Annotated in this window: 18 protein-coding genes; 6 read left to right on the top strand and 12 right to left on the bottom strand. The window is 74.2% G+C overall.

Annotated features, from left to right (window positions below):
* Positions 1-23: 23 nt before the first annotated feature.
* Positions 24-662 carry an RlpA-like double-psi beta-barrel domain-containing protein gene (locus NRO40_RS07625; protein WP_058945350.1) on the top strand — a complete coding sequence of 213 codons (639 nt, stop codon included), beginning with the start codon at positions 24-26 and terminating at the stop codon, positions 660-662.
* On the opposite strand, the gene NRO40_RS07630 is transcribed toward NRO40_RS07625, so the two are convergent.
* Positions 659-1,555, bottom strand: a complete 897-nt coding sequence (locus tag NRO40_RS07630) for a Gfo/Idh/MocA family protein (RefSeq protein ID WP_058945349.1) — start codon at positions 1,553-1,555, stop codon at positions 659-661. The two genes, NRO40_RS07625 and NRO40_RS07630, sit on opposite strands and share 4 nt — an antisense overlap.
* Before the next feature lie 371 nt (positions 1,556-1,926).
* On the opposite strand from NRO40_RS07630, the gene glnII reads away from it, so the two are divergent.
* Positions 1,927-2,964: a glutamine synthetase gene (gene glnII, locus NRO40_RS07635; protein ID WP_058944524.1), complete on the top strand. Its 1,038-nt coding sequence runs from the start codon at positions 1,927-1,929 to the stop codon at positions 2,962-2,964.
* 103 nt (positions 2,965-3,067) lie between these two features.
* On the opposite strand, the gene NRO40_RS07640 is transcribed toward glnII, so the two are convergent.
* Both NRO40_RS07640 and NRO40_RS07645 read right to left on the bottom strand, forming a co-directional pair.
* Positions 3,068-4,600, bottom strand: coding sequence for a PepSY-associated TM helix domain-containing protein (locus tag NRO40_RS07640; RefSeq protein WP_079047416.1), 1,533 nt, complete (start codon positions 4,598-4,600; stop codon positions 3,068-3,070).
* Positions 4,601-4,661: 61 nt separating this feature from the next.
* A complete protein-coding gene (locus NRO40_RS07645) occupies positions 4,662-5,267 on the bottom strand; it encodes a hypothetical protein (RefSeq protein ID WP_058944525.1) in 606 nt (201 codons plus the stop codon).
* A 104-nt stretch (positions 5,268-5,371) separates the two neighbouring features.
* On the opposite strand from NRO40_RS07645, the gene NRO40_RS07650 reads away from it, so the two are divergent.
* A complete protein-coding gene (locus NRO40_RS07650; RefSeq protein WP_058944533.1) occupies positions 5,372-6,367 on the top strand; it encodes an NAD-dependent epimerase/dehydratase family protein in 996 nt (331 codons plus the stop codon).
* A gap of 106 nt (positions 6,368-6,473) precedes the next feature.
* Positions 6,474-8,000: a DUF1996 domain-containing protein gene (locus NRO40_RS07655; protein WP_058944526.1), complete on the top strand. Its 1,527-nt coding sequence runs from the start codon at positions 6,474-6,476 to the stop codon at positions 7,998-8,000.
* Between the two features lie 96 nt (positions 8,001-8,096).
* Here NRO40_RS07655 and NRO40_RS07660 read toward each other — a convergent pair whose 3' ends face one another.
* Positions 8,097-8,543 (bottom strand): hypothetical protein, encoded by a 447-nt coding sequence (locus NRO40_RS07660; protein ID WP_058944527.1) that lies wholly within the window; start codon positions 8,541-8,543, stop codon positions 8,097-8,099.
* Between the two features lie 187 nt (positions 8,544-8,730).
* On the opposite strand from NRO40_RS07660, the gene NRO40_RS07665 reads away from it, so the two are divergent.
* The gene (locus NRO40_RS07665) at positions 8,731-10,731 is read left to right on the top strand and encodes a hypothetical protein (RefSeq protein WP_408057078.1); all 2,001 of its coding nucleotides are present in this window, start codon (positions 8,731-8,733) and stop codon (positions 10,729-10,731) included.
* 217 nt (positions 10,732-10,948) lie between these two features.
* On the opposite strand, the gene NRO40_RS07670 is transcribed toward NRO40_RS07665, so the two are convergent.
* The gene (locus NRO40_RS07670) at positions 10,949-11,335 is read right to left on the bottom strand and encodes a hypothetical protein (protein WP_107115217.1); all 387 of its coding nucleotides are present in this window, start codon (positions 11,333-11,335) and stop codon (positions 10,949-10,951) included.
* 62 nt (positions 11,336-11,397) lie between these two features.
* On the opposite strand from NRO40_RS07670, the gene NRO40_RS07675 reads away from it, so the two are divergent.
* Entirely contained in the window at positions 11,398-12,231 is an 834-nt protein-coding gene (locus NRO40_RS07675) for a TetR/AcrR family transcriptional regulator (RefSeq protein ID WP_079047418.1), read from the top strand.
* Here NRO40_RS07675 and NRO40_RS07680 read toward each other — a convergent pair.
* The 7 genes from NRO40_RS07680 to NRO40_RS07710 form a co-directional block, all read right to left on the bottom strand.
* Entirely contained in the window at positions 12,216-12,566 is a 351-nt protein-coding gene (locus tag NRO40_RS07680; RefSeq protein WP_058944528.1) for a 5-carboxymethyl-2-hydroxymuconate Delta-isomerase, read from the bottom strand. The two genes, NRO40_RS07675 and NRO40_RS07680, sit on opposite strands and share 16 nt — an antisense overlap.
* A 152-nt stretch (positions 12,567-12,718) precedes the next feature.
* Positions 12,719-18,046 (bottom strand): pullulanase-type alpha-1,6-glucosidase, encoded by a 5,328-nt coding sequence (gene pulA, locus NRO40_RS07685; protein WP_079047419.1) that lies wholly within the window; start codon positions 18,044-18,046, stop codon positions 12,719-12,721.
* A gap of 133 nt (positions 18,047-18,179) precedes the next feature.
* Positions 18,180-19,883, bottom strand: coding sequence for a carbohydrate-binding module family 20 domain-containing protein (locus tag NRO40_RS07690; protein WP_058944529.1), 1,704 nt, complete (start codon positions 19,881-19,883; stop codon positions 18,180-18,182).
* Positions 19,884-20,358: 475 nt separating this feature from the next.
* Entirely contained in the window at positions 20,359-21,432 is a 1,074-nt protein-coding gene (locus NRO40_RS07695; RefSeq protein WP_058944530.1) for a LacI family DNA-binding transcriptional regulator, read from the bottom strand.
* The gene (locus NRO40_RS07700; RefSeq protein WP_058944531.1) at positions 21,420-23,072 is read right to left on the bottom strand and encodes a glycoside hydrolase family 13 protein; all 1,653 of its coding nucleotides are present in this window, start codon (positions 23,070-23,072) and stop codon (positions 21,420-21,422) included. Before NRO40_RS07700 ends, NRO40_RS07695 begins: the two co-directional genes overlap by 13 nt.
* A 109-nt stretch (positions 23,073-23,181) precedes the next feature.
* Positions 23,182-24,123 carry a sugar ABC transporter permease gene (locus tag NRO40_RS07705; RefSeq protein WP_079047420.1) on the bottom strand — a complete coding sequence of 314 codons (942 nt, stop codon included), beginning with the start codon at positions 24,121-24,123 and terminating at the stop codon, positions 23,182-23,184.
* Entirely contained in the window at positions 24,120-25,106 is a 987-nt protein-coding gene (locus tag NRO40_RS07710) for a carbohydrate ABC transporter permease (RefSeq protein ID WP_198549444.1), read from the bottom strand. Before NRO40_RS07710 ends, NRO40_RS07705 begins: the two co-directional genes overlap by 4 nt.
* Positions 25,107-25,169 lie beyond the last annotated feature (63 nt).

Below are 25,169 nucleotides of genomic sequence, written 5' to 3' on the forward strand. Positions count from 1 at the left end.
CGGCCGGGGAACAGGAGCCCCTCGTGTCACGCAAGAAGACCCTCAGCCGCAACAGGAAGCTGGCCCTCCTCGTCGGTACGGCGGTGCTGGCGGGTGGTACGGCGGTCGTCTTGACCGGTACCAGCCAGGCGTCCGTGGCCTGTGACGGGCTGGCCACCGCCCTGCGGAACAACGAGCAGTTCATCGCCGGTCAGCGGGCCCGGCCGGACGCGCAGTCGCAGGCGCGGATCGCCAACCGGCTCGCGGTGATCGAGGAGATCCGGCGCAAGCAGGCGGCCGGCGGGTGCGACGCCGGCGGCGCCCAGGCGGGCGGTGCCGGGGCCGGTGCCGGCGGTGGCGTCCGGCCGCCCGCCGGACAGCAGCCGCCCGCCGGACAGCAGCCGCCCGCGGAGGGCGGCGACGGCGGCGCGGGCGGTGAGGTGGTGTGCGCCGGGTCGACCGTCACGCTCTCCGGCGAGGCCGGCGCCCCCGCCGCGTCCAGCGACCGCTTCCCCGCCGGTACGCGCCTGAAGGTCACCAACCTCGACAACGGCAGGTCCACCACCGTCGAGGTCACCTCCACCTCCGGGAGTTGCGTCCTCCTCAACGCCGCGGCCTTCGAGCAGGTGCGGGAACCCGGCAAGTTCCTCGTCCGCAAGGCCCGCGTCGAGCGCGTCGGCTAGGAGGGCCGGCCCGTCGCGAGGGCCTCGGCCTCCGCCAGGACCTCCGTCATCCGCAGCCCGAACCGCGCGTCGCACGCGTGCGGCTCCCCGGTGCGGGCCGCGGTGAGCAGCGCGTCCACGGCCGTCGTGTACGACGCGACCGCGTCGCCCCAGCGGGGCATCGTCACGCGCCCGCGCTCGCCGAAGAGCGTGAGGCCCGCCTCCGCCGCCGCCTCCGGGGCGCTCAGCGTCACGGTGAGGGCGCTGTCCGCCCCGGAGGCGTGGCTCAGGGTGAGGTGGCGGGTGTCGCGCGGGCCCGTGGCGACCGCGATCCCCGTCACGTCGCCGAGGACCGGCAGCAGCACCGACAGCAGGTGCGGGCCGACGTCCCACAGCGCGCCCTTCTCCCGCCGCCACGGGGAGGCGGCGTACGCGCTGGTGGAGCCGGGCGAGAAGAGCGCGCCGAGCCAGTGCCCCCGGGCGAGGAACCAGCCGCCGGCCGCCACCTGTTCGTCGATCCACGGCGCGGTGTCCCCGGCGAACCGCAGCGTGCAGAAGACCACGGAGGCGACCTGGGCCTTCTCGGCGGCCAGCGCGACCTCGCGGGCGGCCGCGACGGTGGTGGCGACCGGCTTGTCGAGCAGCAGGTGGCAGCCGGCCGCCGCGGCCCGCGCGGCGAGCGGCGCCTGGACGTCGGGCGGCAGCGCGCACGCCACGGCGTCGCTCGCGGCGAACAGGGCGTCGACGTCCTCGTGGGCCCGCGTGCCGTACGCGGCGGCCAGCTCGGCGGCCGCGTCGGGGCGCCGCCCCCACACGCCGGCGAACTCCACTCCGGGGTGCGCCGCCAGGGCGGGGGCGTGGGTGCGGGTGGCCCAGGGGCCGGTACCGAGGAGTCCGATGCGTACCTTGTCCATGCCCGCCAGTCTGCCCGCACCCCGCGGACCGCACCGGACCGGGGCCCGGACCGGTGCGCGGCGCGCCGCCGCCCGCGCCGCGCCATGTCCGCCGGCTCCGGGCCCGCCCGCCCCGACTCGGCCCGCGCCGGCCGTGTCCGCCCGGCCCGGGCCGAGTCGGGGCGGGCCGAGCCGGGGTGGGCCGGGCGGCCCGGGCCGGCAACGCGGCCGGGCGCGGTGGGGGGGCGCGGGGCCGTCGCGGGCGCGCACTCGGCGGGCCGACCGGGCCGGAAAGCCGGGTAACACGTGGTTCACACACGGGCAACCACCGGGAAACCCCCTGTTGCGAAGCTGCGCGGCATACCGCTGCACCCGCGAAGGATGAGGCCCCCGTGACCACCATCAAGGCTGAGTACATCTGGATCGACGGCACCGAGCCGACCGCCAAGCTCCGCTCGAAGACGAAGATACTGATCGGCTCCGCCCCCACCGACGTCGCCGACCTGCCGATCTGGGGGTTCGACGGGTCCAGCACCAACCAGGCCGAGGGCCACGCCTCCGACCGCGTCCTGAAGCCGGTCTTCTCCTGCCCCGACCCGATCCGCGGCGGTGACGACATCCTCGTCCTGTGCGAGGTCCTCAACACGGACATGACGCCGCACGCGTCCAACACGCGTGCCGCGCTGGCCGAGGTCGCGGAGAGGTTCGCCGCGCAGGAGCCGATCTTCGGCATCGAGCAGGAGTACACCTTCTTCAAGGGCTCCCGCCCGCTCGGCTTCCCCGAGGGCGGCTTCCCGGCCGCGCAGGGCGGCTACTACTGCGGTGTCGGCTCCGACGAGATCTTCGGCCGTGACGTCGTCGAGGCGCACCTGGAGAACTGCCTGAAGGCGGGCCTGGGCATCTCCGGCATCAACGCCGAGGTCATGCCCGGCCAGTGGGAGTTCCAGGTCGGCCCGCTGGCGCCGCTGGAGGTCTCGGACCAGCTGTGGGTCGCCCGCTGGCTGCTCTACCGCACCGCCGAGGACTTCGACGTCTCCGCCACCCTCGACCCCAAGCCGGTCAAGGGCGACTGGAACGGCGCCGGCGCGCACACCAACTTCTCCACCAAGGCGATGCGCGAGGGCTACGACGCGATCATCACCGCGTGCGAGGCGCTCGGTGAGGGCTCCAAGCCGATGGACCACGTCAAGAACTACGGCGCGGGCATCGACGACCGCCTGACCGGTCTGCACGAGACGGCCCCGTGGAACGAGTACAGCTACGGCGTCTCGGACCGCGGCGCGTCGGTCCGCATCCCGTGGCAGGTCGAGAAGGACGGCAAGGGCTACATCGAGGACCGCCGCCCGAACGCCAACGTCGACCCGTACACGGTGACCCGCCTGCTGGTGGAGACCTGCTGCGAGGCGCTGGAGAAGGCCGGCCAGGTCTGACGGCACGCGGACCCCGGGGTCCGTCCGTACGCGGGGAGCGCCCCCACCGGAACCGTCCGGTGGGGGCGCTCCTTCTCCCTCCGCCCCGGCGGGGTCCGCCGGTTCAGGCGGTCCCGGCGATGCGCCGTCGGCGGCGGGAGACGGCCGACCGCGTGGCGTCCACCGCCAGGAACGCCAGCAGGCTGAGGCCGAGCAGCGGCAGGAACCAGCCGACCAGGGCCGTGCCCGCCGCGAGCGGCAGCAGGAGCGGTACGGGGACGCGGCGCCAGGTGCCGGGCGCCACCGGGCGGCCGGGGCGGCGCAGCCACCACATGCGGTACCCCCACAGCACGAGCAGGACCAGGGCGAGCGCGAGCGCGGCGAGGGCCAGCTGGTTGGCGAGGCCGAAGAGGACGCCGGTGTGCGCGTCGATGCCGAAGCGGGTCAGCTTGGCGAGGAGCGGGTGGTCGGCGAAGCGCAGCGTGTCGAGGACCTCGCCGGTCGCCGGGTCGACCGCGGCCTGGTCGAGGTGGACGGGGAACTGCGTGTCGGTCTCCTTGACGACGTACCCCTTGCCGTCGGTGGGCAGCGTGACGGCGATCCGGCCGTCGACGCCCACCGCGCGGGCCGCCTCCACCGCCCGGTCCACGCCGACGTCCGTACCGCCCGCGGCCGGCGCGGCGGGGTCGTGGTGGGCGCCGTGACCCTCGTGGGCGTCGCCGCCGGCCGGGGTGGCGCCGAGGGCGGCGGAGACGGTGGGCGTGGCGCCGCCCAGTCGCTCCCGTACGGAGGCGATGTTCTCGCCCGCGTACGTGGACCAGGTCAGGCCGGTGGCCGAGAGGCCGAGCAGGCCGGCCGAGGCCCAGAGGCCGACCGAACCGTGCCAGGACAGGGTGCGGCGGCGGGAGCGGGGGCCGCCCTCCGGCAGGAGCAGCGCCTTGGCGCGGCGGGCGGTGCGTCTGCGGCCGATCCACAGCAGCAGCCCGCCGAGCGTGACGACCCACAGCCAGCCGGCGGCCAGCTCGCTGTAGAGGCGGCCGGGTTCGCCCAGGTGGAGGTCGCGGTGGAACTCGCCCAGCCAGGTCCGCAGCGGGAGCGCGCCGGAGCTGCCGTAGCCGGGCAGGGCGCCGCGTACCCGGGCGGTGTACGGGTCGACGAAGACGGCGAGGGACGTGCCCTCCTCGACCTGGGGACCCGTCATGAGCACCCGGGTCGTGGCGCCCTCCTCGGGGGCGGGCCACACCGCGGTCACGGTGGCGTCCGGGTGGGCGCGGCGGGCGGCGTCGACCTGCTCGGCGAGGGGGAGGACCCGCTCGCCGACCGGGGCCTCCAGCTCGTTGCGGTAGACGACCTTCTCCGCCTGGAAGGAGAGCGCGTACAGCAGCCCGCTGGCGGCGGCGACGAGCAGGAACGGGGCTATGAGCAGCCCCGCGTGGAAGTGGAGGCGCAGGACCAGGGGGCGCAGGGCGCTCCAGGTGCCGCCCCGGGCGTGGGCGGGCGACTGCCGGTCGGGTGTCCGCGGAGCGGGTGCCTGCGGGGCGGATGTCCGCGGGGCGGGTGCCTGCGGGGCGGGTGACGGGACCTCGTCGGTCGTGTCGGCGGTGCGGGGGCCGGGCGAGTGGGGGGTGGGTCGTGGCGAGGGGGACTGCGTGCGCATGGGCGTCCTCGGTGTCGGCGCGGTGACCGCGTACGGGGGCAGGGCTGACCGGCCCCCCGGGTCAGGCGTGCGACGCCGCGGGGGCCGTGGTGCGGGAGGCGGGCGCGAGGGGCGGGCCGCGCCGGGACAGGGCGTGCGCGAGGACGGCGCCGGCGCGGCGGCGGTCGCCGGTACGGGCCCGGGCGCGCGGCGGGGGCGGCGCGGACGGGAGGCGTACCGGGGTCAGCGTCGGGCGCAGCGGCACGAAGGCGGTGCGCGCGAGGCGGAACAGGGCCCTCTCGCCGTGGGCCAGCCAGACGGCGCAGACGGCCGCCGCACCGAGGTGCGCGGCGAACATGCCACCGGAAGGCAGAAGCGATACCGCCTGTTCCTGATGGCCGAAATGGCCATGGTGAGCGGACGGGACGTGGCGGTGCTGGGCCAGCGTGAACATCAGGTGCATGACCGTCTGTACGGAGACGAGCCCCGTTCCGATCAACGGCGCCCCGCGTCGGCGCCCGGCGGCCGTCCAGGCGAGCGACCAGGTCAGGGCGGAGGCCACGAGGAGCGCCCCCACCGGCACCCGGTGCTCGGACTGGACGGCGTGCCCCGTCGCGGACAGCGCCACGCACACCGCGGCGAAGAGCGCGGCACGCAGGGCACGGAGCGGCGAGCGGGTGGAGGTCATGGCCGAAACATGCTCCCATCCCGGGGCGGAAGCCACGCTTCCGGCTGTTCCTCCGGTAGCGGAAGCGGTGGGCGTCGCGGGTTCGCGCGGGCAGAGTCGTGATCATGAGGCTCTTGATTCTGGGCGGTACGGAGTTCGTGGGTCGGGCGGTGGCGGAGGAGGCCGTCGCCCGGGACTGGGATGTGACGGTGTTCCACCGGGGGCGGCACGCCCCGCCCCCGGGGACCGCGGTGTTGCACGGGGACCGGGCGGCGCCGGACGGCGCGGGGCTCGCGGCGCTCCGCGAGGGGACGTGGGACGCGGTCGTCGACACGTGGTCGGGCGCTCCGCGCGCGGTCCGCGACGCGGCGCGGCTGCTGGCGGACCGCGTGGGCCGCTACGCGTACGTGTCCAGCTGCTCGGTGTACGAATGGCCGCTCGTGGCGGAGCTGCGGGAGGACAAGCCGGTCGTGGAGGCGTCGCCCGACGACGGTGACGAGGTGCCGTACCCGCGCGCCAAGCGGGGCGGCGAGCTGGCGGCGGTGGGGGCGTTCGGCCCCGAGCGGACGCTGCTGGTGCGCGCCGGGCTGATCCTCGGGCCCGGCGAGAACATCGGCCGGCTGCCGTGGTGGCTCAACCGGGTGGCGCGCGGTGGGCCGGTCCTGGCGCCGGGGCCGCGCGACCTGCCGTTGCAGTACGTCGACGCCCGCGACCTGGCGGGTTGGCTGCTCGACGCGGTGGAGGGCGGGTCGGCCGGGCCGTACGACCTGGTGAGCCGGCCGGGGCACGCGACGATGGAGGCGCTGCTGGAGGCGTGTCTTCGGGCGACCGGTTCCGATGCCGAGCTGCGCTGGACGGACCCCGGCACGATCCTCGCCGCGGGGGTCGAGCCGTGGTCCGACCTGCCGGTGTGGACCCCGCCGGGCGAACTGCACGACGCGATGCACGGGGCCGACGTGAGCAAGGCGCTCGCGGCGGGCCTGCGCTGCCGGCCGGTGGAGGAGACCGTCGCCGACACCTGGGCGTGGCTGTGCGGGCTCGGCGGGCGGGCGCCACGACGGCCGGACCGGGACCCGGTGGGCCTGGACCCCGAGCGGGAGGCGGAGGTCCTGGGGCTGTAGCCGGCCGGCGTCCCACGCCCGTGGGCCGCGTTCCCGCGGGCGTTGAACGCGGCGGGCGTCCCGTCCGTATGGAACGGAGCTGTTCCCCTGCCGGGATTGGAGTTCCATGGGACGCACACGAAAACGCTCGACGGTGGCCAACCGGGCCGTCGCCGCGACCGCCGCCCTGGTCCTGGGCGGGGGCGGGTTGCTGGCGGTGAACGTCTACGCGTCGGCGGGAGAGGGCCGTTCGGGCCCCTCCGACCAGCAGCGGTCACGGCCGGAGGTGAGGAACGCGGGACAGCAGGTGTCGACCATCGACTGTCCCGAGGTCGCCGACGGACTGCCCGAGGACCTGCCCGACCGGGCACGCGGGGAGGTGGACCTGGAGCTGGCCCGGATCGACAACCGCGTCACCGACGCGTACCAGCGGCTCGCCCAGTCCCGCGAACGGATCCAGCAGGACCCCGCGTTCGCGGAGAACGCCATCCTCGGCCCGCTGCGACAGGAGCGGCTGGCGAGCATCGAGCGCATCGCGGTGGCGATCGGCCGGGTCGCCGAGCGGCCGCAGGGCATGGAGGGCCTGGCCCCCTGCACCCTGCGCGGCGACGACACCCAGGGCCAGGACCCGGGCGACGGCCAGGACGGCCAGGGTCAGGACGACGGCCAGGACCAGGGCCAGGGTGGCGACCAGGGCCAGGACCCGGGCGACGGCCAGGGCGGCCAGGACCAGGGCGACGGCCAGGGCGGCCAGGGCGGCCAGGCCGGGAACGGCCCCGTCGTGGGCGACTTCGCCGACATCGCCTCCGTCCAGCCCAACGTCCGGGCGCCGCGGCAGCGGCGCGGCGCCTCCACGGGCACCTTCACCACCTCGTGCGGACGCAACGAGAACAAGAAGTTCAACCCGGACAACGTCATCGTCGCGCCCGGCGTCCGCAACGGCGCCCACCACATGCACGACTACGTCGGCAACCAGGCCACGGACGCGTTCTCCGACAACAGGACCCTGGCCAACGGCCGGACCAGCTGCCGCAACCAGGGCGACCGGTCCACGTACTACTGGCCCGTGCTGCGCGTGCAGGACGGGCGGGACGAGGCCGACGCCGGCGAGGACGGCGGCGGCAAGGACCGCAACGTCGGGCGGATCCTCACCCCGACCGAGGTGACCCTCGACTTCGTGGGCAGCCCGGTGTCCAAGGTCACCGCCATGCCCAGGTTCCTGCGGATCATCACGGGCGACGCCAAGGCGTTCACCAACGGCCTCACGAACGCCAACGCGTCATGGAGCTGCACCGGGCTGGAGGACCGGGAGCTGACCGACAAGTACCCGCTGTGTCCCCAGGGCAGCGACGTGGTGCGGACGTTCCGGTTCCAGAGCTGTTGGGACGGCCGCAACACCGACAGCGCCAACCACCGGACGCACGTGGCCTTCGCCGACGACGACGGGCGCTGTCCGAACGGCTTCCGCGCCATCCCCCAGCTGGTGCAGCGGGTCGTCTACGACGTGCCGCCGGGGAGCGTCTTCGCCGTGGACTCGTTCCCCGAGCAGCTCCACAAGCCGGTCACCGACCACGGTGACTTCATCAACGTCTTCGACAGCCGTCTGATGACGCGGATGGTGGGCTGCATCAACACCGGACGCCGCTGCGCCTGACCGGCGCCGGAGAGGACTCCCCCCGCGGACCCCCCACACCCCGCCTCTCCCGTCCACCCCTCCCACCCCGACACCCCCCACACCCTCGCTGCGCGGTCAGCTCCCGTGGTGGTCCGAGGTCCCCTCCCCGCCCCCCGTCTGGTGCGGGACGGCGGTCTCGACCTCACCACCGAGCCGGCCGCGCAGCTCCGTGATGACCGCCGGCTCCGCGACCGCCACCCACTTGCGCCCGACGAGATAGCTGCCGCCGTAGTCCTTCGCGGTGTTGATCCACTCGCGCTGCCCGCGGTCGGTGGAGAAGGTGGCGAGGACGTACCGCCCGTACTTCGTCCTGCAGTCGGCCTGCCGCAGTTCCTCGGCGTCCGTCTGGACGTCCGGCGTGCACCCGGCACGCTCCGCCAGCTGCTCCAGGGTGCCGCTCGCCGCCGACGGCGCGGCGTGCCCGCCCCCGCCGCCGTGGCCGGCTCCCCCGCCCGACCCTCCGCCCGAGGTGCAGGACGCCAGGGCGGCGACGGCCAGCAGGGTCGCGGTGGACACGGCCATACGAGTTCGCTCCGTACGCATCCGCCCATGCTGCCTTTTCGCACCCCTGTCCCGTGGGCGAACCCGGGGTAACGCCCGCCGCCTGCCCGAACCACCGCGAATGTCCCCCTCCGCGCGGCGATCCGGGGCCCACGGGGCCGACAACGACATGAGGGGCGGGAGGTGACCATCCCCACCGTCGCTCGTTCTGCTGAACGTGAGCACCCAGGAAGCCCAGCACAGTCGTCAGGCCGCCGATCCGGGCGCCGCGGCCGCCACCCACGCCCCCGTCGACGTGGAGCAGGCCGAGGCGGCGCTCGTCGAGCACTATCCGCGGCTCGTCCGTATCGCCTATCTGGTGCTGCCGCCCGCCCTCGGCCGCAACCGGCGCGTCCTCACCGCGCACGCGCTGGTCCAGCGGTCGCTGCCCCGGCGCCGCGCCGCGGCGGGCGAGGGGGCGGCGATGCCCGTGCAGCGGCGCCCGGAGGACGCCGTCGACCCCGGGTACGCGTACGTGCGGGGGCGGGTGCTGCGGCAGGCCCTGGAGGCCGGGCTGCCGCTCGGTCGCGGCGGGTGGCCGAAGCGGGCGCAGCTGCCGCCGCTGCTGCCGCAGGTGTGGGGGCTGCGGCTGTTCCCCCGGTCCGGCGGCGCCGACGAACTGGCCCTGGACCAGCGGCTGGCGGCCCTGTCGGGGCCCGGCCGGGCGGCGTACGTGCTGCGGGGCCTGGAACGGCAGGGCGACGCGGAGGTACGGCGCGTGCTGGCCGCGGCCGGGGTCGCGGACCCGAAGGCGGCACTGGCGGAGGCCGACGGCGTGGAGACGCCGGGCGGGGCGGGCGGCGGCACACTGCTGGAGTCGCCCGAGTTCGACCCGTGCTCGCTCCAGGCCAGGCCCACCGACCTGATGCGGCGCCGGCAGCACACCCGGGCGGCGCTGGCGGCGCTGGCGGCCGCGGTGGTGTGCGGGGCGCTGCTGGCGCTGCCGGGCGACGGCTGGGGACCCGACGGCGCGGCGGCCCCGCCGTACGCGCTCAACCCGGCCGCGGAGGCGGCGCTCGACCCGGCGAAGCTGCTCCGGGCCGCGCCCGCGGCCTGGCAGAGCTCCTCGCGCACGGACTTCACGGTGTGGCCGGCGCGCGGCGGGCTGGTCCACGACGAGGCGCTGCTGCGGCGGGCGCTGGCGGTGTGGGCGCGGCCCGGGCCGAAGGTGCAGGCGTCGGCGACGCCCGGGACGGTGCCCGGCCCGCCGATGGGCCCGCCGCAGCTCTTGTTCGCGGGTGAGGTGGACAACGCCCGTGTGGTGCTCTTCCACGACGGGCTGCGGGCGGTGCGGTACGCGGAGCCGCAGGACGGCACGGACGTGGCGGCGCTGGACTTCGCCCGGACGGACGGGGCGGACACGGCGTCCTCCGCGGCTCTGGTCGTGGGGCGTACGCACGCCAACGTCCGCTATCTGACGGCGCCGTGGGTGCGCGGCACGGCCGTGCGGGACCTGCTGGTGCCAAACGACGCGGCCCGGCCGCTGGAGCGGGACGCGGACGGCGTGACGGCGCCGATGCAGAGCCCGGCCGCGGCGAGCGACTGCCGCTCGTGGGACGTGCTGGAGGTGCGGGACGGGGTGTCGACGCGGGTCCTGACCGACCTGGGCGAGCTGGCCCCGGCGCGGCTCACGTCCGGCCCGCCGGCGTCCCCGGTGGACGTGGCGGGCGGCCGGGCCCGCCTCGAGTGGGCGCGTACGGCGTGCCTGCTGCCGTCGATGCGGGCGCTGGGCGTGCGGTCGGTGAACTCGTGGCGCTTCGCCGAGCAGGAGCTGCCCGGCTCGGGCACCGGTACTGCGGCGTGGCTGTGCACCCGCGCGGAGACCTGGCGCGGCCCGGGCAGCCGGGTGCTGGCCCAGTTCCAGCCGCCCGCGCCGAAGGCCGCGCCGGGGGCGCCGGTCACGGCGGGCGCCGTCGCGGCGCGGGCCCAGGACTCCCCGGCCTGCGGCACGCGCCGGCCGGACGTGCTGGCCGGCGTGGTGTGGAAGGACCCCGACGACCGGTGGTACGTGCTCGCGGCGGGCAGTGCGCGGGTGGCGTCGCTGGCGACGTCGGGCGGCGTGGACGGCCGTTCCGAGGGGCGGTTGCTGGCCGTCGAGGCGGAGCGGGGGGCGCGGGCCGAGCTCTCCGGGACGCTGGAGGACGGGACCCGGATCGACGCCCTGCGCTGACCGCCGGCGACCGGCCCCGTCCGGCCGGGCCGGGGTGGCGTCACCGCGGCGGCGGTGCCCCGGCCGTGACGCTTTTCGACCGGGCCCGGCCGGGCCGTCCCGCGGCGGGCCGGTCGGTGCCGCCCGCCGCGCGCGCCGGGGTGCCGCACACTTGGCACCGGCGCGAACAGGGCTTTCGCGGCACGTGCCGGCAGCGGGCCCGGAGGGTGCGGCGGCGTTACGGCAGCAGGAGCCAGTCGGCGGCGAGGGCGGCGAGCAGGCCCGTGCCGAGGAGCCAGGTGCCCAGCCGGGTGCGGCCGTGGCGGCTCAGCTCGATCACCACGCCGCACAGGATCATGGCCAGTCCGTAGACGCCGACGACCAGGACGGACGTACGGCTCGCCAGGCGCAGCGCCAGGACCACCGCGAGGGTCACCAGGACGACCGTCGCCACGGCGACCCGCAGGCGGCGCGCCTGGCGCGGGGTCAGCCCGTCGCGGGCCTCCTCCGGGGCGTCGTCGTCGGCGGGTTCCGGCGCCGGTATCGGAGGGGTGCGCGGGGTGTCCGGGGACGGGGTGCCCGGGGCGTCCACCGCACCCGTTCCGTCCTGGTCCGATGTGGTCATGCCGGGAGCGTAACGGACCGTGCCGCGACCTCTGTTCGAAGCCCGGCGGTTAGGCTGTCCGCATGACGACCGGGGTGCGCAGACGCATGGGCGTCGAGGAGCGCCGACAGCAGTTGATCGGGGTCGCGCTGGAGCTGTTCAGCCACCGTTCCCCCGACGAGGTGTCGATCGACGAGATCGCCGCCGCCGCGGGCATCTCGCGGCCGCTGGTGTACCACTACTTCCCCGGCAAGCAGAGCCTGTACGAGGCGGCGCTGCGGCGGGCCGCGGACGACCTGGCGAGCCGGTTCGCCGAACCGCACGACGGGCCGCTCGGCGCGCGGTTGGTGCGCGTGATGGGGCGGTTCTTCGACTTCGTCGAGGAGCACGGGCCGGGCTTCTCCGCGCTGATGCGCGGCGGGCCCGCCGGTTTCGCGGCCGGGGCCCGCGCGGACGGCGCGGTGCCCGCCGCGTACGCGATGATCGACGGGGTGCGGCGGGCCGCGCGGGAGCAGATCCTGGACCACCTCGGCGTGCGCGGCACCCCGCCCGCCCGGCTGGACCTGGTGGTGCGGTCGTGGGTGGCGCTGGCCGAGTCGACGGCGCTGATCTGGCTGGACGGGCGCCGGGTGCCGCGCGGCGAGCTGGAGGTGCAGCTGGTGCACGACTTCGCGGCGCTGGCGGCGGTGAGCGCCGCGTACGACGCCGACATGGCCGCCCTCGTCACCCGCATGCTCGCCGACGAGCCGGCCGACGGGCCGTTCGGCGACCTGGTGGGACGGCTCGCCACGCTCCTCGCGACGGCGACGGCGACGGCGACGGCGACGGCCAAGGCCACGGCGGGGACCGCGGCGACGGCGGGTGCCCCCGTACCGGCCGCGGTCGGTGGGACGCCGGCGGGTCAGGCCTTGCGGTAGGACGCGTCGAGGTCCCTGACCTCCGCGGAGACGTGCACGGTGAGCCCCTCGACCGGCTTCAGGAAGTCCCGTACGAGCGCGGCCGCGGCCTGTGACAGGCGCGCCTTCGCCTCCTCCGTGCGGCCGGCGAGCAGGGCGACCTCCACGTGGACGACGGCGTCGCGGCCCGTGCCGTCCCCGACGGTGAGGTCCTCGGTGCGGCGCGTGCGGGTCTTGCACGCCTCGGTGCGGGCGGCGACCGTCGCGACGACCACCGGGTGCAGGGCGCGGGCGTAGCCCCGGCGGTCGAAGGCGTCGTCGAGGGCGGCGGAGTAGTCGACGGTGATCTGCGGCATGGCCCTACCCTCGCGCCCCGCCGGGCGCGCGCACAAGCGGTGCCCGGATGCCGGGACGGCGCCGCCCCGCCCGTACGACGACGGCGCCCCGCTCCGGGGGAGCGGGGCGCCGTCGTCCGGGGAGGACCGGTCAGCGGCCGGTCAGCGGGCGGTCAGCGGGCGGTGAAGACCGCGACCGTGCGGGCCGGGACGGTGAAGGTGCCCGTCGCCGCGTCGTACCGGGACGCCTTGACGACGGCGTCCGCGCCGCCCGCCTGCACCGGGTGCAGGGCGTGGTCCCGGCCGGCGAGCGCCGTGACCCGCTGGTCCTGCCGCTCCGGCGTGGCGTTGAAGACCACGACGAGGTCACCGAGACGCATGGTGATCACGCCCGGGGTCTCGTCCTGGCCGGAGAGCGGGAAGGACAGCGCGCTCTGCACCGCGTCGGCCGTGGACAGGCTGAACGCCTTCTCCGTCGTGCGCAGCCTCAGCAGGTCCCGGTAGGCGGCCGAGGCTCCCTCGATCTGCGCGCAGCCGGCCTTCAGGGACGGCGAGGCCAGCAGCGGCCGGGCGTACGGCCACTTGTCCTGGTTGTCGGCGGCGGGCGGCAGGCCGCGCCCGAAGCCGTTGCCGGCCCGGCAGTCCCAGTTCAGGACGTTGAACCAGTCGCCGCTGTCGTAGGAGTTGCGGTCCAGCGACTTGGAGCGCAGCAGGTCCGTGCCGGCCTGGGACAGGGCGGAGCCCTGGGAGAGCGCGGCGGTCGCCATGGCGAGGACCTGCATCCGCGCCCGGTCGTCGGGGGACGTGCCGGCGGGGAGCTTGAACGCCAGCGCGTCGTACAGGGTCTCGTTGTCGTGGGCGTCCGCGTAGGCGAGGGCGTCGCCGGGGGCGGCGGCGTAGCCGGCGGGGGCGCCGTTGTAGTCGACCTCGGAGCCCTTGACCTTCCGGCCCGAGGTATCGGTGAAGGTGTAGCCGGCGAGGTTCCCGGAGAGCCCGACCTTGATGAGGTCCTGGTAGTGCAGGAGGCGGGCCTTCTGCTCGGCCGGGGTGCCGTTGGCCGCCGACGTGTTGGGGTCGGTGTACAGGCCGGAGGCGAAGCCCTGGACGCCGGGGTCGGCGTCGAACGGACCGCCACCGCGCACGGCGTCGCGCGCGCGGTCGGAGAAGGTCGCGATGCCGGTGCCGGCCATGTTCTTCTGGGTGGCCTGGACGAAGCGGGCGTCGTCGGCGACCTCGCCGAAGTTCCAGCCCTCGCCGTACAGGATGATCTTCTTGCCGTCGACGCCGTCCTTCGCGACGGTCAGCCCGTCGAGGGCCTCGCGGACCTCCAGCATGTTCGCCTTCGGGTGGTGGCCCATCAGGTCGAAGCGGAAGCCGTCGACCTTGTACTGCTTGGCCCACGTGACGATCGAGTCCACGACGAGCTTGCCCATCATGGTGTGCTCGGGCGCGGTGTTGGCGCAGCACGTGGAGGTGGCGACGGAGCCGTCGGCGAGGAGCCGCTGGTAGTAGCCGGGGACGATCCGGTCGAGGACCGACTTGTCCGATTGGCCGCTCGCCACGGTGTGGTTGTAGACCACGTCCATGACGGTGCGCAGCCCGGCCCCGTTGAGGCCCTGGACCATCTGCCGGAACTCGACCGTGCGGCGCGTGCCGTCCGGGTCTGAGGCGTAGGAGCCTTCGGGGACGGTGTAGTGCAGCGGGTCGTAGCCCCAGTTGAACGCGTCCTTGGCGGCCGCCTCGGACACGCACGCCTGCTGCGCGTCGGAGTCGGGGGCGTACGCCTTCAGGTCGCAGTCGGGCGTGGCCTGGCCTGACTTCTTCTCGGGGATGGTGCCGATGTCGAAGACGGGCAGCAGGTGCACGTACGAGGTGCCGCTGCCGGCCAGCTTCTTCAGGTGCTTCATGCCGTCCGACGTGGTGTCGGTGAAGGCGAGGTAGCCGCCCGGATGCCGGGAGGTGCGGTCGGTGATGGAGAAGTCGCGGACGTGCAGCTCCTGGATCTGCGCGTCCCGCAGCGGGGTGGCGGTGGGCTTCCTGAGCGTCGTCCAGCCCTTGGGGGCGAGCTTCGGGTCGGCGAGGTCGGTGACCAGGCTGCGGGCGGAGTCGGCGGTGAGGGCGGTGGCGTAGGGGTCGGTGACCTTGTTGGTGACGATCTTGCCGACGGTGGGCGCCCAGACCTTCACCGCGTACCGGTACGGCTTGTCCTTCCAGCTCCTGTTGCCGGTGACCGACCAGACGCCGGTGGCCGCGTCCCGCTTCATCGGCACGCGCCGGCCGTCGAGTTCGAGGGCGACGCCCTGGGCGGTGGGCGCCCAGAGGGACAGGGTCGGCGTGCCCGTGCGGAACACGGGCCCGAGGGCGGCCCGCCGCGCCTTCGTGCCGTACAGGTCGTCCAGGACGCCCGGGATCTGGACGCCGGTGGCGGCGAGGAGGGCGCCGTTGGCCGCGCGGTGGGTGGCGATCAGCTGGCCCCGCAGGGCCTCGCGCACCCGGTCGCGGTCGCGCGGGTCGAGCGTGAAGGCGGGGTACTCCTTCAGGTGCGGGTGCTTCGCCTTCTGCGCGTCGGTGAGGGCCGTGGGGTTCAGGCGCAGCCAACGGCCCTCGTCGGAGAGGGCGCCGTCGGCGGCGGTGATCGAGCCGTTCCGGTCGTACACGAGCTGGGTGCTGGTGCCGGGCGCGGCCTTGACCTTCCAGACGACGGTGTCGGCGTCGATCCACTGGGCCTCGGCCTTGGTGAGGTCGAGGGCCGGCGCGGCGCCCGTGGTGGGCAGCAGGTAGCCGGTGTCCCCGGTGAGGAGCCAGACCTCCTTGCCGTGGGTGGCGAAGTCCAGCGCCCGGTCGGCGGGGATGTCCTTCTCGTCGCCCTTGTGGACGATGTAGCTCAGGGATGTGGCTCCGGCGGCGAGCGGTACCTCGAAGGTGGCGCCGAACGCGTCCTTCCGCACCGGCTGGAGCGGCTTGGACCAGTCGGTGGGGGTGGCGGCACCGGTCCAGGTGTGCAGGCCCCAGCCGTCGTAGTCACCGTCGGGCCGGTGGTAGTGGATGACGGCCTTGCCCTGGTCCTGCGGCGGGTAGGCGCCGTCGGGGGCCTTGTCCGCCTGCCCGTCGGACCCCTGTTTGATCCACACCTCGCCGGTGGCGGCGAGGTCGAGGGTGCGCTGCGGGCCGTCGGTGGTGCCGTTCTTCTCGACGGTGTACGGGACGGATGTCGCGCCGTCCTCCAGCTTGACCCAGGCGAAGGCGCCGTACGCGTCGCGGCCGGTGAAGGCGGCGGTCGTGGACCCCGTCCGCAGCTGCCAGCCGTCGTAGTCGCCGTCGGGCCGCTGGTAGTGGACGACGGCGTGGTCGCGGTCGACGGCGCTGGGCCTGTCCGGCTTCGGCGCCTGGCCGGCGGTGGTGGTGGCCAGGTCGCTCGCCGTGCGCCCCCTGGTGTCGACGACGACGGCCTTGTAGCGGACGGGGGTGCCGGCCGGGGCGGTGATGCGGTGGGTGACCGTGTACGGCGCGTGGTCGGCGGAGCCGAGCACCTGCCACGCCCCGTTGCCCTGCTGGGCGGCGAAGACGACCCGGTTCAGCTGCCCGCCGTCTACGTCGGCGGTGACCCGGACCGTGCCGGAGGCGCCGGCGGCGGGGGCCGTGAGGTCGACGGTGGGGGTGGTGGCCGGGGCGGCGAGGGGCCGGTCGGCCTTCAGGACGACGGAGGCGAGCGCCGGGACGGTGACGGTGATCTTCCGGTCGGTGCCGCTGGTCGCCGTGGCGGTGCCGCCGTGGACGGTGCGGAAGGGGGTGCCCGCCGACTCGGTGGTCAGCTCGACGGTCTTGGCGGTGGTCGCGTTGTTCACCGCGACGACGTACTCGGTGCGGTGCCGCGCGCCGGTGTCGAAGCGGGAGAAGGCGTAGACGCCCGCGCCCGTGTCGGCGTGGCGCTCGATCTGCACGCCGTCCGCGAGGGCCGGGTGGGCCTTGCGGAGCTCGGCGAGCGCGGCGATCTGCCGGTACAGCGGGTGCGTCGGGTCGTACGCGTCGGCCGCGTGGGTGCGGTCGGTGCCGAGCTGGTCGTCGTCGAGGTAGTCGGCGGTCTTCGACGCGAAGAGGGTCTGGCGGGCGTCCTTGTCGCCGCCGGGCCCGGTGTAGCCCTGCTCGTCGCCGTAGTAGACGACCGGGTTGCCGCGGCCGAGGAACATCAGCTCGTTGGCGAGGCGGTAGCGCCGCAGGAGCTCGGCGTCGTCGGCGCCGGCGTTGTCCTGCCGGAGGAACGTGCCGAAGCGCCCCATGTCGTGGTTGCCGAGGAAGTTGACCGACTCGTAGGCGTTGGCCTTGTCGGTCGTGTACTTGTGGTCGTCCGCGAAGAGCGAGCGCAGCTCCGTCGCCGGGGCGCCCTGGGAGGCGTACTGCCGGACGGCCTCCTGGAAGGGGAAGTCCAGCGTCGCGTCGAGCCGGCCCTCGCGGACGTAGTGCGAGGTGACGGAGGTGTCGGCCGAGTACACCTCGCCGAACATGAAGAAGTCGTCACGGCCGCGCTCGGCGGCGTACGCGTCGAGGGCGGTGGCCCACTGCGTCCAGAAGCCGGTGTCGACGTGCTTGACCGTGTCGATGCGGAAGCCGTCGATGCCGAAGTCGCGCACCCAGCGCTGGTAGATCCTCTCCATGCCCTCGACGACCTCGGGGCGCTCGGTCCACAGGTCGTCCAGGCCGGCGAAGTCGCCGTGGGTGGAGGACTCGCCGACGAAGGTGGAGTCGCCCCGATTGTGGTACATCGTCGGGTCGTTGAGCCAGGCCGGGACCTTCAGGTCCTTCTTGGCGGCGGGGACGACGGGGGTGCGGGGGAAGGTGCCGGGGCCGGTCCTTGGGAAGCGGCGCGTACCGTCGGCGTACGCGGTGTCGTCGAAGGGCCGGCCGTCCCGCGCCAGGTACGGGAAGGCGCCCTTGGAGAGGTACCCGTAGGTCTTCTCCTCGTAGTCCACGACGTCGGCGGTGTGGTTGGTGATGACGTCGAAGAAGACCTTCATGCCCTTGGCGTGGGCGCGGTCGATGAGCGTGCGCAGGTCGTCGTTGGTACCGAAGTGCGGGTCGACCTGGGTGAAGTCGGTGATCCAGTAGCCGTGGTAACCGGCGGACGCGTTCTCGCCCTCGCCCTGCACGGGCTGGTTCTCGAAGATCGGGGCGAGCCAGATCGCGGTGGTGCCGAGGCCCTTGACGTAGTCCAGCCGCTCGGTGAGGCCCTTGAGGTCGCCGCCCTGGTAGAAGCCCTTGTCGGTCGGGTCGAAGCCGTGGGAGAGCCGCGAGCCGGTCAGCCCGCCGCGGTCGTTGCGCCGGTCGCCGTTGGCGAAGCGGTCGGGCAGGACGAAGTAGAACTGCTCGCGCGTCAGGTCGTGCCGGGCCGGCTCGGCGGCCAGCCGCCGGTCGGAGGGCGGCGCGGGCGGCTTGGGCGCGGCGTTCGCCGGTACGGCGGCCGGGACGGCGAGCGCGGTGAGCGTCGCCGCCACGAGGGCGGCCACCGTTCCGCGCGTCGGGCGTCGCCGCCGGTGGCGCGCCGGGGGGCGGGGGCGTATCAAGGCGGGTTCTCCTCGGTGAGGTGTGCGGAGAAGAGGCCCCGCACCCGGAGCGGGTGCGGGGCGGGGGTGGTGCGGGTCAGTTCCGCCAGGTGTCGGAGAGGGTCACGGTCCCGCTGGACGGGACGGTCGCGACGCGGTTGGCGCCGCTCTCCCAGGTGACGTTCCCGGCGGCGTCCTTGCGGACGTACTTGTACGAGAAGGCGGTGCCGGGCGGCAGGCTCACGGTGCGCTTCCACACCGGGTAGGCGGCCGGGTCGAGCTTGGGGGCGCCGGCGGGGTTCCAGTTCCCGAGGGCGGGGTGGTCGCCGGTGACGTGGATGTTCTCGCCCATCGCCGTGGTGGCGTTCACCTGGAACGCGGCGCCGGTGGTGACCGGGTCCGGGTCGGTGGTGGGGTCGCCGCCGCAGACCCGGGCGCCGGCGTGCAGGGCGAGGGCGGTGTTCGCGCCGAGCGTGGCGGTGAACCGGCCGGAGCCGTCGACGGTGACCGGCGCGTTCCGCTGGACGTCGCAGTACGTGCCGGCGGGCAGCGACGTCTGGAAGGTGCGGGTGAGTGGGCCGGCCTCCTGGTTGATCGCGACGTACGCCTTGGTGCCGCGGCCGAACGCGATGGCGTCGTTGCCGTTGTCCCACCAGTTCGTGACGCCCTGACCGCGGGCCACGTTCCGGAAGGCGACCATCGACTTGATCTCGCGCCAGTCGTGCTGGCACTTCCAGCCGCCGCTGTAGCAGGCGTCGACCTGGCCGCCGCCCGGGGCGCCGGCGTCCTTGTTCGACCACTCGTAGCCGGAGTGGACGTCCGGGGAGCCGTAGGGCCAGGCGAGCATGAAGACGCTCGCGAGGGTGTAGCTCGCGCCGGACTTGTAGGTGAGCGTCTCGCCGTTGCGCTCGGTGTCGTGGTTGTCGACGAAGACGCCGGACTGGCCGGAGGGCATGTACCCCCAGCTCTCCCCGAAGGTCTTCAGGTGGGCGAGCTGCTCGCCGGTGAAGACGCGCTTGAGGTCCCGGGCGTAGCGGAACTCCTGGACGTCGCCGGTGCCGAGGTACTCGCTCGGCGAGACGGCCTCGCCGGCGCCGAAGATGGCCTCCTGCTTCCAGTAGGCGTTCGGGTCGGTCAGCCGCGACTTGATGTCCGCCAGGTCCGCGGCGGGCATGTGCTTCGCCGCGTCGATGCGGAAGCCGTCGACGCCGAGCGACAGGAGGTCGTTGAGGTACGCGGCGATCCGGCCCCGGACGTACTCCTCGCCGGTGTCGAGGTCGGCGAGACCGACCAGTTCGCACTGCTGGACGTTGAAGCGGTCCTGGTAGTTGGTGATCTCCGCCGTGCAGTTGTCGAAGTCCGGGGCGGAGTAGACGCCCGGGTAGCCGTACTTGGTGTACGAGGACCCTCCGGTGCCCGTGCCGCTGCCGGCCGACATGTGGTTGATCACGGAGTCGGCGACGACCTTGACGCCCGCGGCGTGGCAGGTGTCGACCATGTTCCTGAACGCGGCGCGGTCCCCGAGGGGGCCCGCTATCCGGTAGCTGACGGGCTGGTAGGCGGTCCACCACGCGGAGCCCTGGATGCGCTCCTGCGGGGGCGAGACCTGTACGTAGCCGTACCCGGCGGGGCCGAGCGTGTCCGTGCAGGCCTTGGCGACCGACGCGAACTTCCACTCGAACATCACCGCGGTGACGTCCTTGTCTCCGGGTGCGGCGGCCTGGGCCTGGCTCGGCGCCGTGACGCCGGCTGCGGCTCCCGCCACGAGGGCGAGGGCGGCGGCCACGGTTCTTCTGGCCATGTCTCCTCCTGGGGAAGGGAGGTGCGGATGCTGTGGGGGCAGCCTCGTACGGCAACGCGCCATGCCCGCAAGGCCGGTTGAATCTTCTTGCTGCAAGACGGCAGCAACGGTTTTCGGACGTGACCGTACGAGCCCCCCGGCACCAGGTCAACCCCTGGGACACACTCCGCTCACTTCGGGATCACAGCACGGAAACCTCCTGCGTTCCCCGGCTGCAAACCCTTTCGCAAGGTATTGCAGTGGTGTTACGTTCAACGACGACTCCGGTCCGGCCGGCCGGGGGGCGGCCGATCCGGTCGGCCCCACGCGCCCGGCCGGCCGGGCCGGTCGGACCGGGAGGCCCGGGGCTCGAAGAAGACCCCGCCGCCCAGCACAGGGCGAAGCCCCGGGCCTCCTCGGACACCCACGTCCCGAGGCACCCGGGGCTGTCGCCGTCCGCCCCCTCCGCGCGGTGGCGGGGACGGCCTCCCGCGGGTCAGCAACGCGGCGGTGGGGACGACGTGGAGCCGCGGACGACCAGCTCCGGTTGGAAGACGAACTCCGTTCGCTGCACCGGGTTCCCCTCGATCTCCTCCAGCAGCGCGTCGACCGCGGCCGTCGCCATCGCCCGGACCGGCTGCCGGACCGTCGTCAACGGCGGGTCCGTGAACGCGATGAGCGGCGAGTCGTCGAAGCCGACCACCGACACGTCCGACGGCACGTCCAGCCCCCGGGCGCGTACGGCGCGGATCGCGCCCAGGGCCATCAGGTCGCTGCCGCACACGATGCCCGTGCACCCCTGGTCCAGCAGCACGTCGGCCGCCGCGTGCCCGCCCTCGACGCCGAACAGCGTCGGCCGGACGAACGTCCGGGCCCGCTCGGGCTCCACGCCCAGCATCCGGTGCAGCGCGGAGACGAACCCCTCGGCCTTGCGGCGGGCCGGGACGTAGCGGGTGGGGCCGATGGCGAGGCCGATGCGCTCGTGGCCCAGCTCCACCAGGTGACGGACGGCCATGCGCGCCGCCGCCCGGTCGTCGGGCGAGACGAAGTGGGCGTCGACGCGTTCGTTGTAGCCGTTGATGAGGACGAACGGCACGCCGCGGGCCGCCAGCCGCTCGTAGCGGGAGGGATCGGCGCTGGTGTCGGCGTGCAGACCGGACAGGAACACGATGCCGGTGACGCCGCGCTCCTCCAACTGCTCGACCAGCTCGTCCTCGGTCGCGCCCCCGGGCAGTTGTGTGCACAGCACCGGCGTGTACCCGTACCCGGCGAGGACCTGCTCGATGACCTGGGCGAACGCCGGGAAGATCGGGTTGGTCAGCTCGGGGACGAGCAGGCCGACGAGGCCCGCGCTGCGCTGCCTGAGCCGCACGGGCCGCTCGTAGCCGAGGACGTCGAGCGCGGCGAGCACCCGGTGGCGGGTCGGCGCGGCCACGCCCGCCTTGCCGTTGAGGACGCGGCTGACGGTCGCCTCGCTCACCCCGGCCTGCGCCGCGATGTCCGCGAGCCGCGGGGCGCCGGCGGTCAGTTCGCCGGCGCCCCGCGACAGCGGGAGGGTCACACCGCCCACCAGACCGTCGTGTCCGCGGGCAGCTCCACGGTGCCGGTGACGCTGGTGCGGACCGGCTCGTTGGCGAGGAGCATCCGGCCGGGGACGTCGATGGAGACCGGCGCGCCGGTGGTGTTCGCGGTGCACACGAACCCCTCGCGGCCGAACGCCAGGACGCCCTCGGGCGCGTCCAGCCACTGCAGCTCCTCGCCCGCGCCCAGCCCCGGCTGCTCGCGCCGGACGCGCAGGGCGCTGCGGTACAGCTCCAGGGTGGAACCGGCCACGCCGGTCTGGGCCTCGACGCTCAGCGCCCCCCAGGTGGCGGGCTGCGGCAGCCAGCTGCCGCCGGAGCCGAAGCCGTACGAGGCGCCCCCGACCGTCCACGGGATCGGCACGCGGCAGCCGTCGCGGAAGCCGTCCTGGCCGGTGGCGCGGAAGAACGACGGGTCCTGGCGGACCTCGTCCGGCAGGTCGGTGACGTCCGGCAGGCCGAGCTCCTCGCCCTGGTAGACGTAGGCCGAGCCGGGCAGCGCCAGCATCAGGAGCGTCGCGGCGCGGGCGCGGCGCAGGCCGAGCTCGCGGTCGCCGGGCTCGCGCAGCTGGGTGCCGAGGCCGGGCGGGTTGGCGAAGCGGGTGGCGTGGCGGGTGACGTCGTGGTTGGAGAGCACCCAGGTGGCGGGGGCGCCGACCGGACGCATCGCGGCGAGCGAGGCGTCGATGACGGAGCGGAGCTCGGCGGCGTCCCAGTGGGTGCCCAGGTACTGGAAGTTGAACGCCTGGTGCATCTCGTCGGGGCGCACGTAGTCGGCGGTGCGCTCGACGGTGGGCGTCCACGCCTCGGCGACGAGGACGCGCTCGCCGTCGTACTCCTCCAGGACCGCGCGCCAGCTGCGGTAGATCTCGTGGACGCCGTCCTGGTCGAAGAAGGGCATCACGTCGTTGCCGAGCAGCTTCAGCTGGTCGTGGGCGCCGATGTCGGGCAGGCCGGGCGCCTTGACGAGGCCGTGGGCGACGTCGACGCGGAAGCCGTCGACGCCCATGTCGAGCCAGAAGCGCAGGATGGAGCGGAACTCGTCGCGGACGGCCGGGTGGTCCCAGTTGAAGTCGGGCTGCTCGGGGGCGAACAGGTGGAGGTACCACTCGCCGTCCTCGACGCGGGTCCAGGCGGGGCCGCCGAAGATGGACTCCCAGTCGTTGGGCGGCAGTTCGCCGTTCGCGCCCTTGCCGGGGCGGAAGTGGTAGCGCTCGCGCAGCGGGGAGCCGGGCCCCTCGCGCAGGGCGCGCTGGAACCACTCGTGCTGGTCGGAGGAGTGGTTGGGGACGAGGTCGACGATGATGCGCAGGCCGAGCTCGTGGGCCTCGCGGACGAGCGCGTCGGCGTCGAGCAGGGTGCCGAACATGGGGTCGATGGCCCGGTAGTCGGCGACGTCGTACCCGGCGTCGGCCTGCGGGGAGGCGTAGAAGGGGCTCAGCCAGACGGCGTCGACGCCGAGCTCCCTCAGGTACGGCAGCCGGCTGCGGATGCCCTGGAGGTCGCCCATGCCGTCACCGTTGCCGTCGGCGAAGCTGCGCGGGTAGACCTGGTAGATCACCGCTTCTCTCCACCAGCCGGAGTCCGTGCCGGTGGTCGGGGCGGCGGGGGCGGCGAGGTGCTGGGTCATGTCTTCCCTGGGTGGAGTGGGTGGGGGCGGCGCCTGGTCCGGCGACTGGGCGTCGAGCCGGACCGGCACCGCCGTCTGGGCGCGTGGTGCCGGACGGGTCCGGGCGGGCTCAGCCCTTGGTGCCGCCCGCCGTGAGACCGGCGACGAGGTTCCGCTGGACCAGGAGGAACACCAGGCCCGCCGGAACCGAGATGATCACCGCGGAGGCCGTGAGGTAGCCCCACTCGGCCTTGTGCTGGCCGATGAAGCTCTGCAGGCCGACGGAGAGGGTGAGCATCGAGTCGGTGGAGAGGAAGGCGCGGGCGAAGGCGACCTCCCCCCACGCGGTGATGAAGGAGTAGAACGCGGTGACGGCGAGGCCGGGCTTCGCCAGCGGCAGGATCAGCCGGTAGAAGGTGCCGAAGGGGGTGAGCCCGTCGACGCGGCCGGCCTCGTCGATCTCGTGCGGGATGGTGTCGAAGTAGCCCTTCATCATCCAGGCGCAGAACGGCACCGACACCGAGCAGTAGGTGAGGATCAGCCCGAGGTGGGAGTCGAGCAGGCCCATGCCGCCGAGGATGTTGTAGAGCGCGACGATCAGCACCGCGACCGGGAACATCTGCGTGAGGAGCAGCACCCACATCAGCGACCGGTGGCCGGGGAAGCGCATCCGGGAGATGGCGTAGCCGGTGGACGCGGCGACGAAGACGCCGACGACGGTGGTGCCGGCGGCCACGATCACCGAGTTGGCGAACCAGCGCGGGAACTCGGTCTCGGTGAGGACGTACGCGTAGTTGCTGATCTCCAGACCGCCCTCGGCGCTGGTCGGCCTGGTCCAGCCGGACCGGCCGCGCAGCGAGATGAAGACCATGTACGCGATCGGGAAGACGGCGACGAGGCTGGCGACGACCAGCGCGGCGTGCAGTCCGGCCGAGGCGAGCGGGGAGCGCTCCTCGCGGCCGCGGACCCTGCGGGGCCGGCCTGCGGAGCCGGAGCCGGCGCCGGCGGTGTCCGCCGTGCCGGGCGCGTGTGCGGTCACGGTGTTCTTCCGGGGTTCGGTCACCGTGCTCATCGGGCGGCCTCCTGGCGGTTGAGCAGCCGGCGGTAGAAGACGGCGAAGACGGCGAGCATGGAGAGGATGAGGATGCCGTAGGTCGCGGCGGCCGCGTAGTCGCGCACCGAGCCGAAGGCCAGGCGGTAGGCGTACGTCACGAGGATCTCGCTGTGCAGGGCGTTCGCCTCGCCGAGCATCAGGTAGATGATCGGGAACATGTTGAACGTCCAGATCGTGCCGAGCATGATCACCGTGGCGCTGACCGGGCGCAGGCCGGGCAGGGTGACGTGGCGGAAGCGCTGCCAGGGGCTGGCGCCGTCCATCTCGGCGGCCTCGTACTGCTCGCCGGAGATGGACTGGAGGCCGCCGAGGATGGCGACCATCATGAACGGCACGCCGAGCCAGACGTTGACGCCGATGACGGCGACCTTCTGCATGAAGGTGTCGCCGAGCCAGTCGACGGGGCCGAGGCCGAGCTGCCCGAGGATCGCGTTGAAGATGCCGGACTCGGAGTTGTACATCATGCGCCAGATGTAGGTGGCGACGAACGCCGGCACCGCCCAGGGCAGGATGAGCAGCACGCGGTAGAGCGAACGGCCCCTGACCTTGCGGTTGAGCAGCAGGGCGAGGCCGAGGCCGATGGTGTAGTGGAAGAAGACGCAGGACGCGGTCCACGCCACGGTCCACAGGAGCTTCGGGTAGAACTCGCCGTCGGCGCCGGACAGCACCCGCCAGTAGTTGTCGAGGCCGACGAAGCGGTACGTGGCGGGGATCTCGGTCGCGCCGAGCTGTTTGGCGACGTTGAGCTCGTTGGCGTCGGTGAACGACAGGTAGACGCCGCGGCCCAGCGGATAGGCGACGAGCACGCCGATGACCAGCACCACCGGCAGGACCATGGCCCAGGCGTACCAGTGCCGGTCGTAGGAGCGCTTCATGCGGGTGAGCAGCCCGGCCCTGGCAGGCCGCACGGCCGTGGCGGGATCTGCGGTGGCTGTCTTCATGGAAGTCTTTTCCCTCAGTGCGTACGGGTCCGGCCCGGACCGGCGCCCTGTCGGCTGCCGGTC

Source organism: Streptomyces changanensis (assembly GCF_024600715.1).
Classification (GTDB): Bacteria; Actinomycetota; Actinomycetes; order Streptomycetales; family Streptomycetaceae; genus Streptomyces; species Streptomyces changanensis.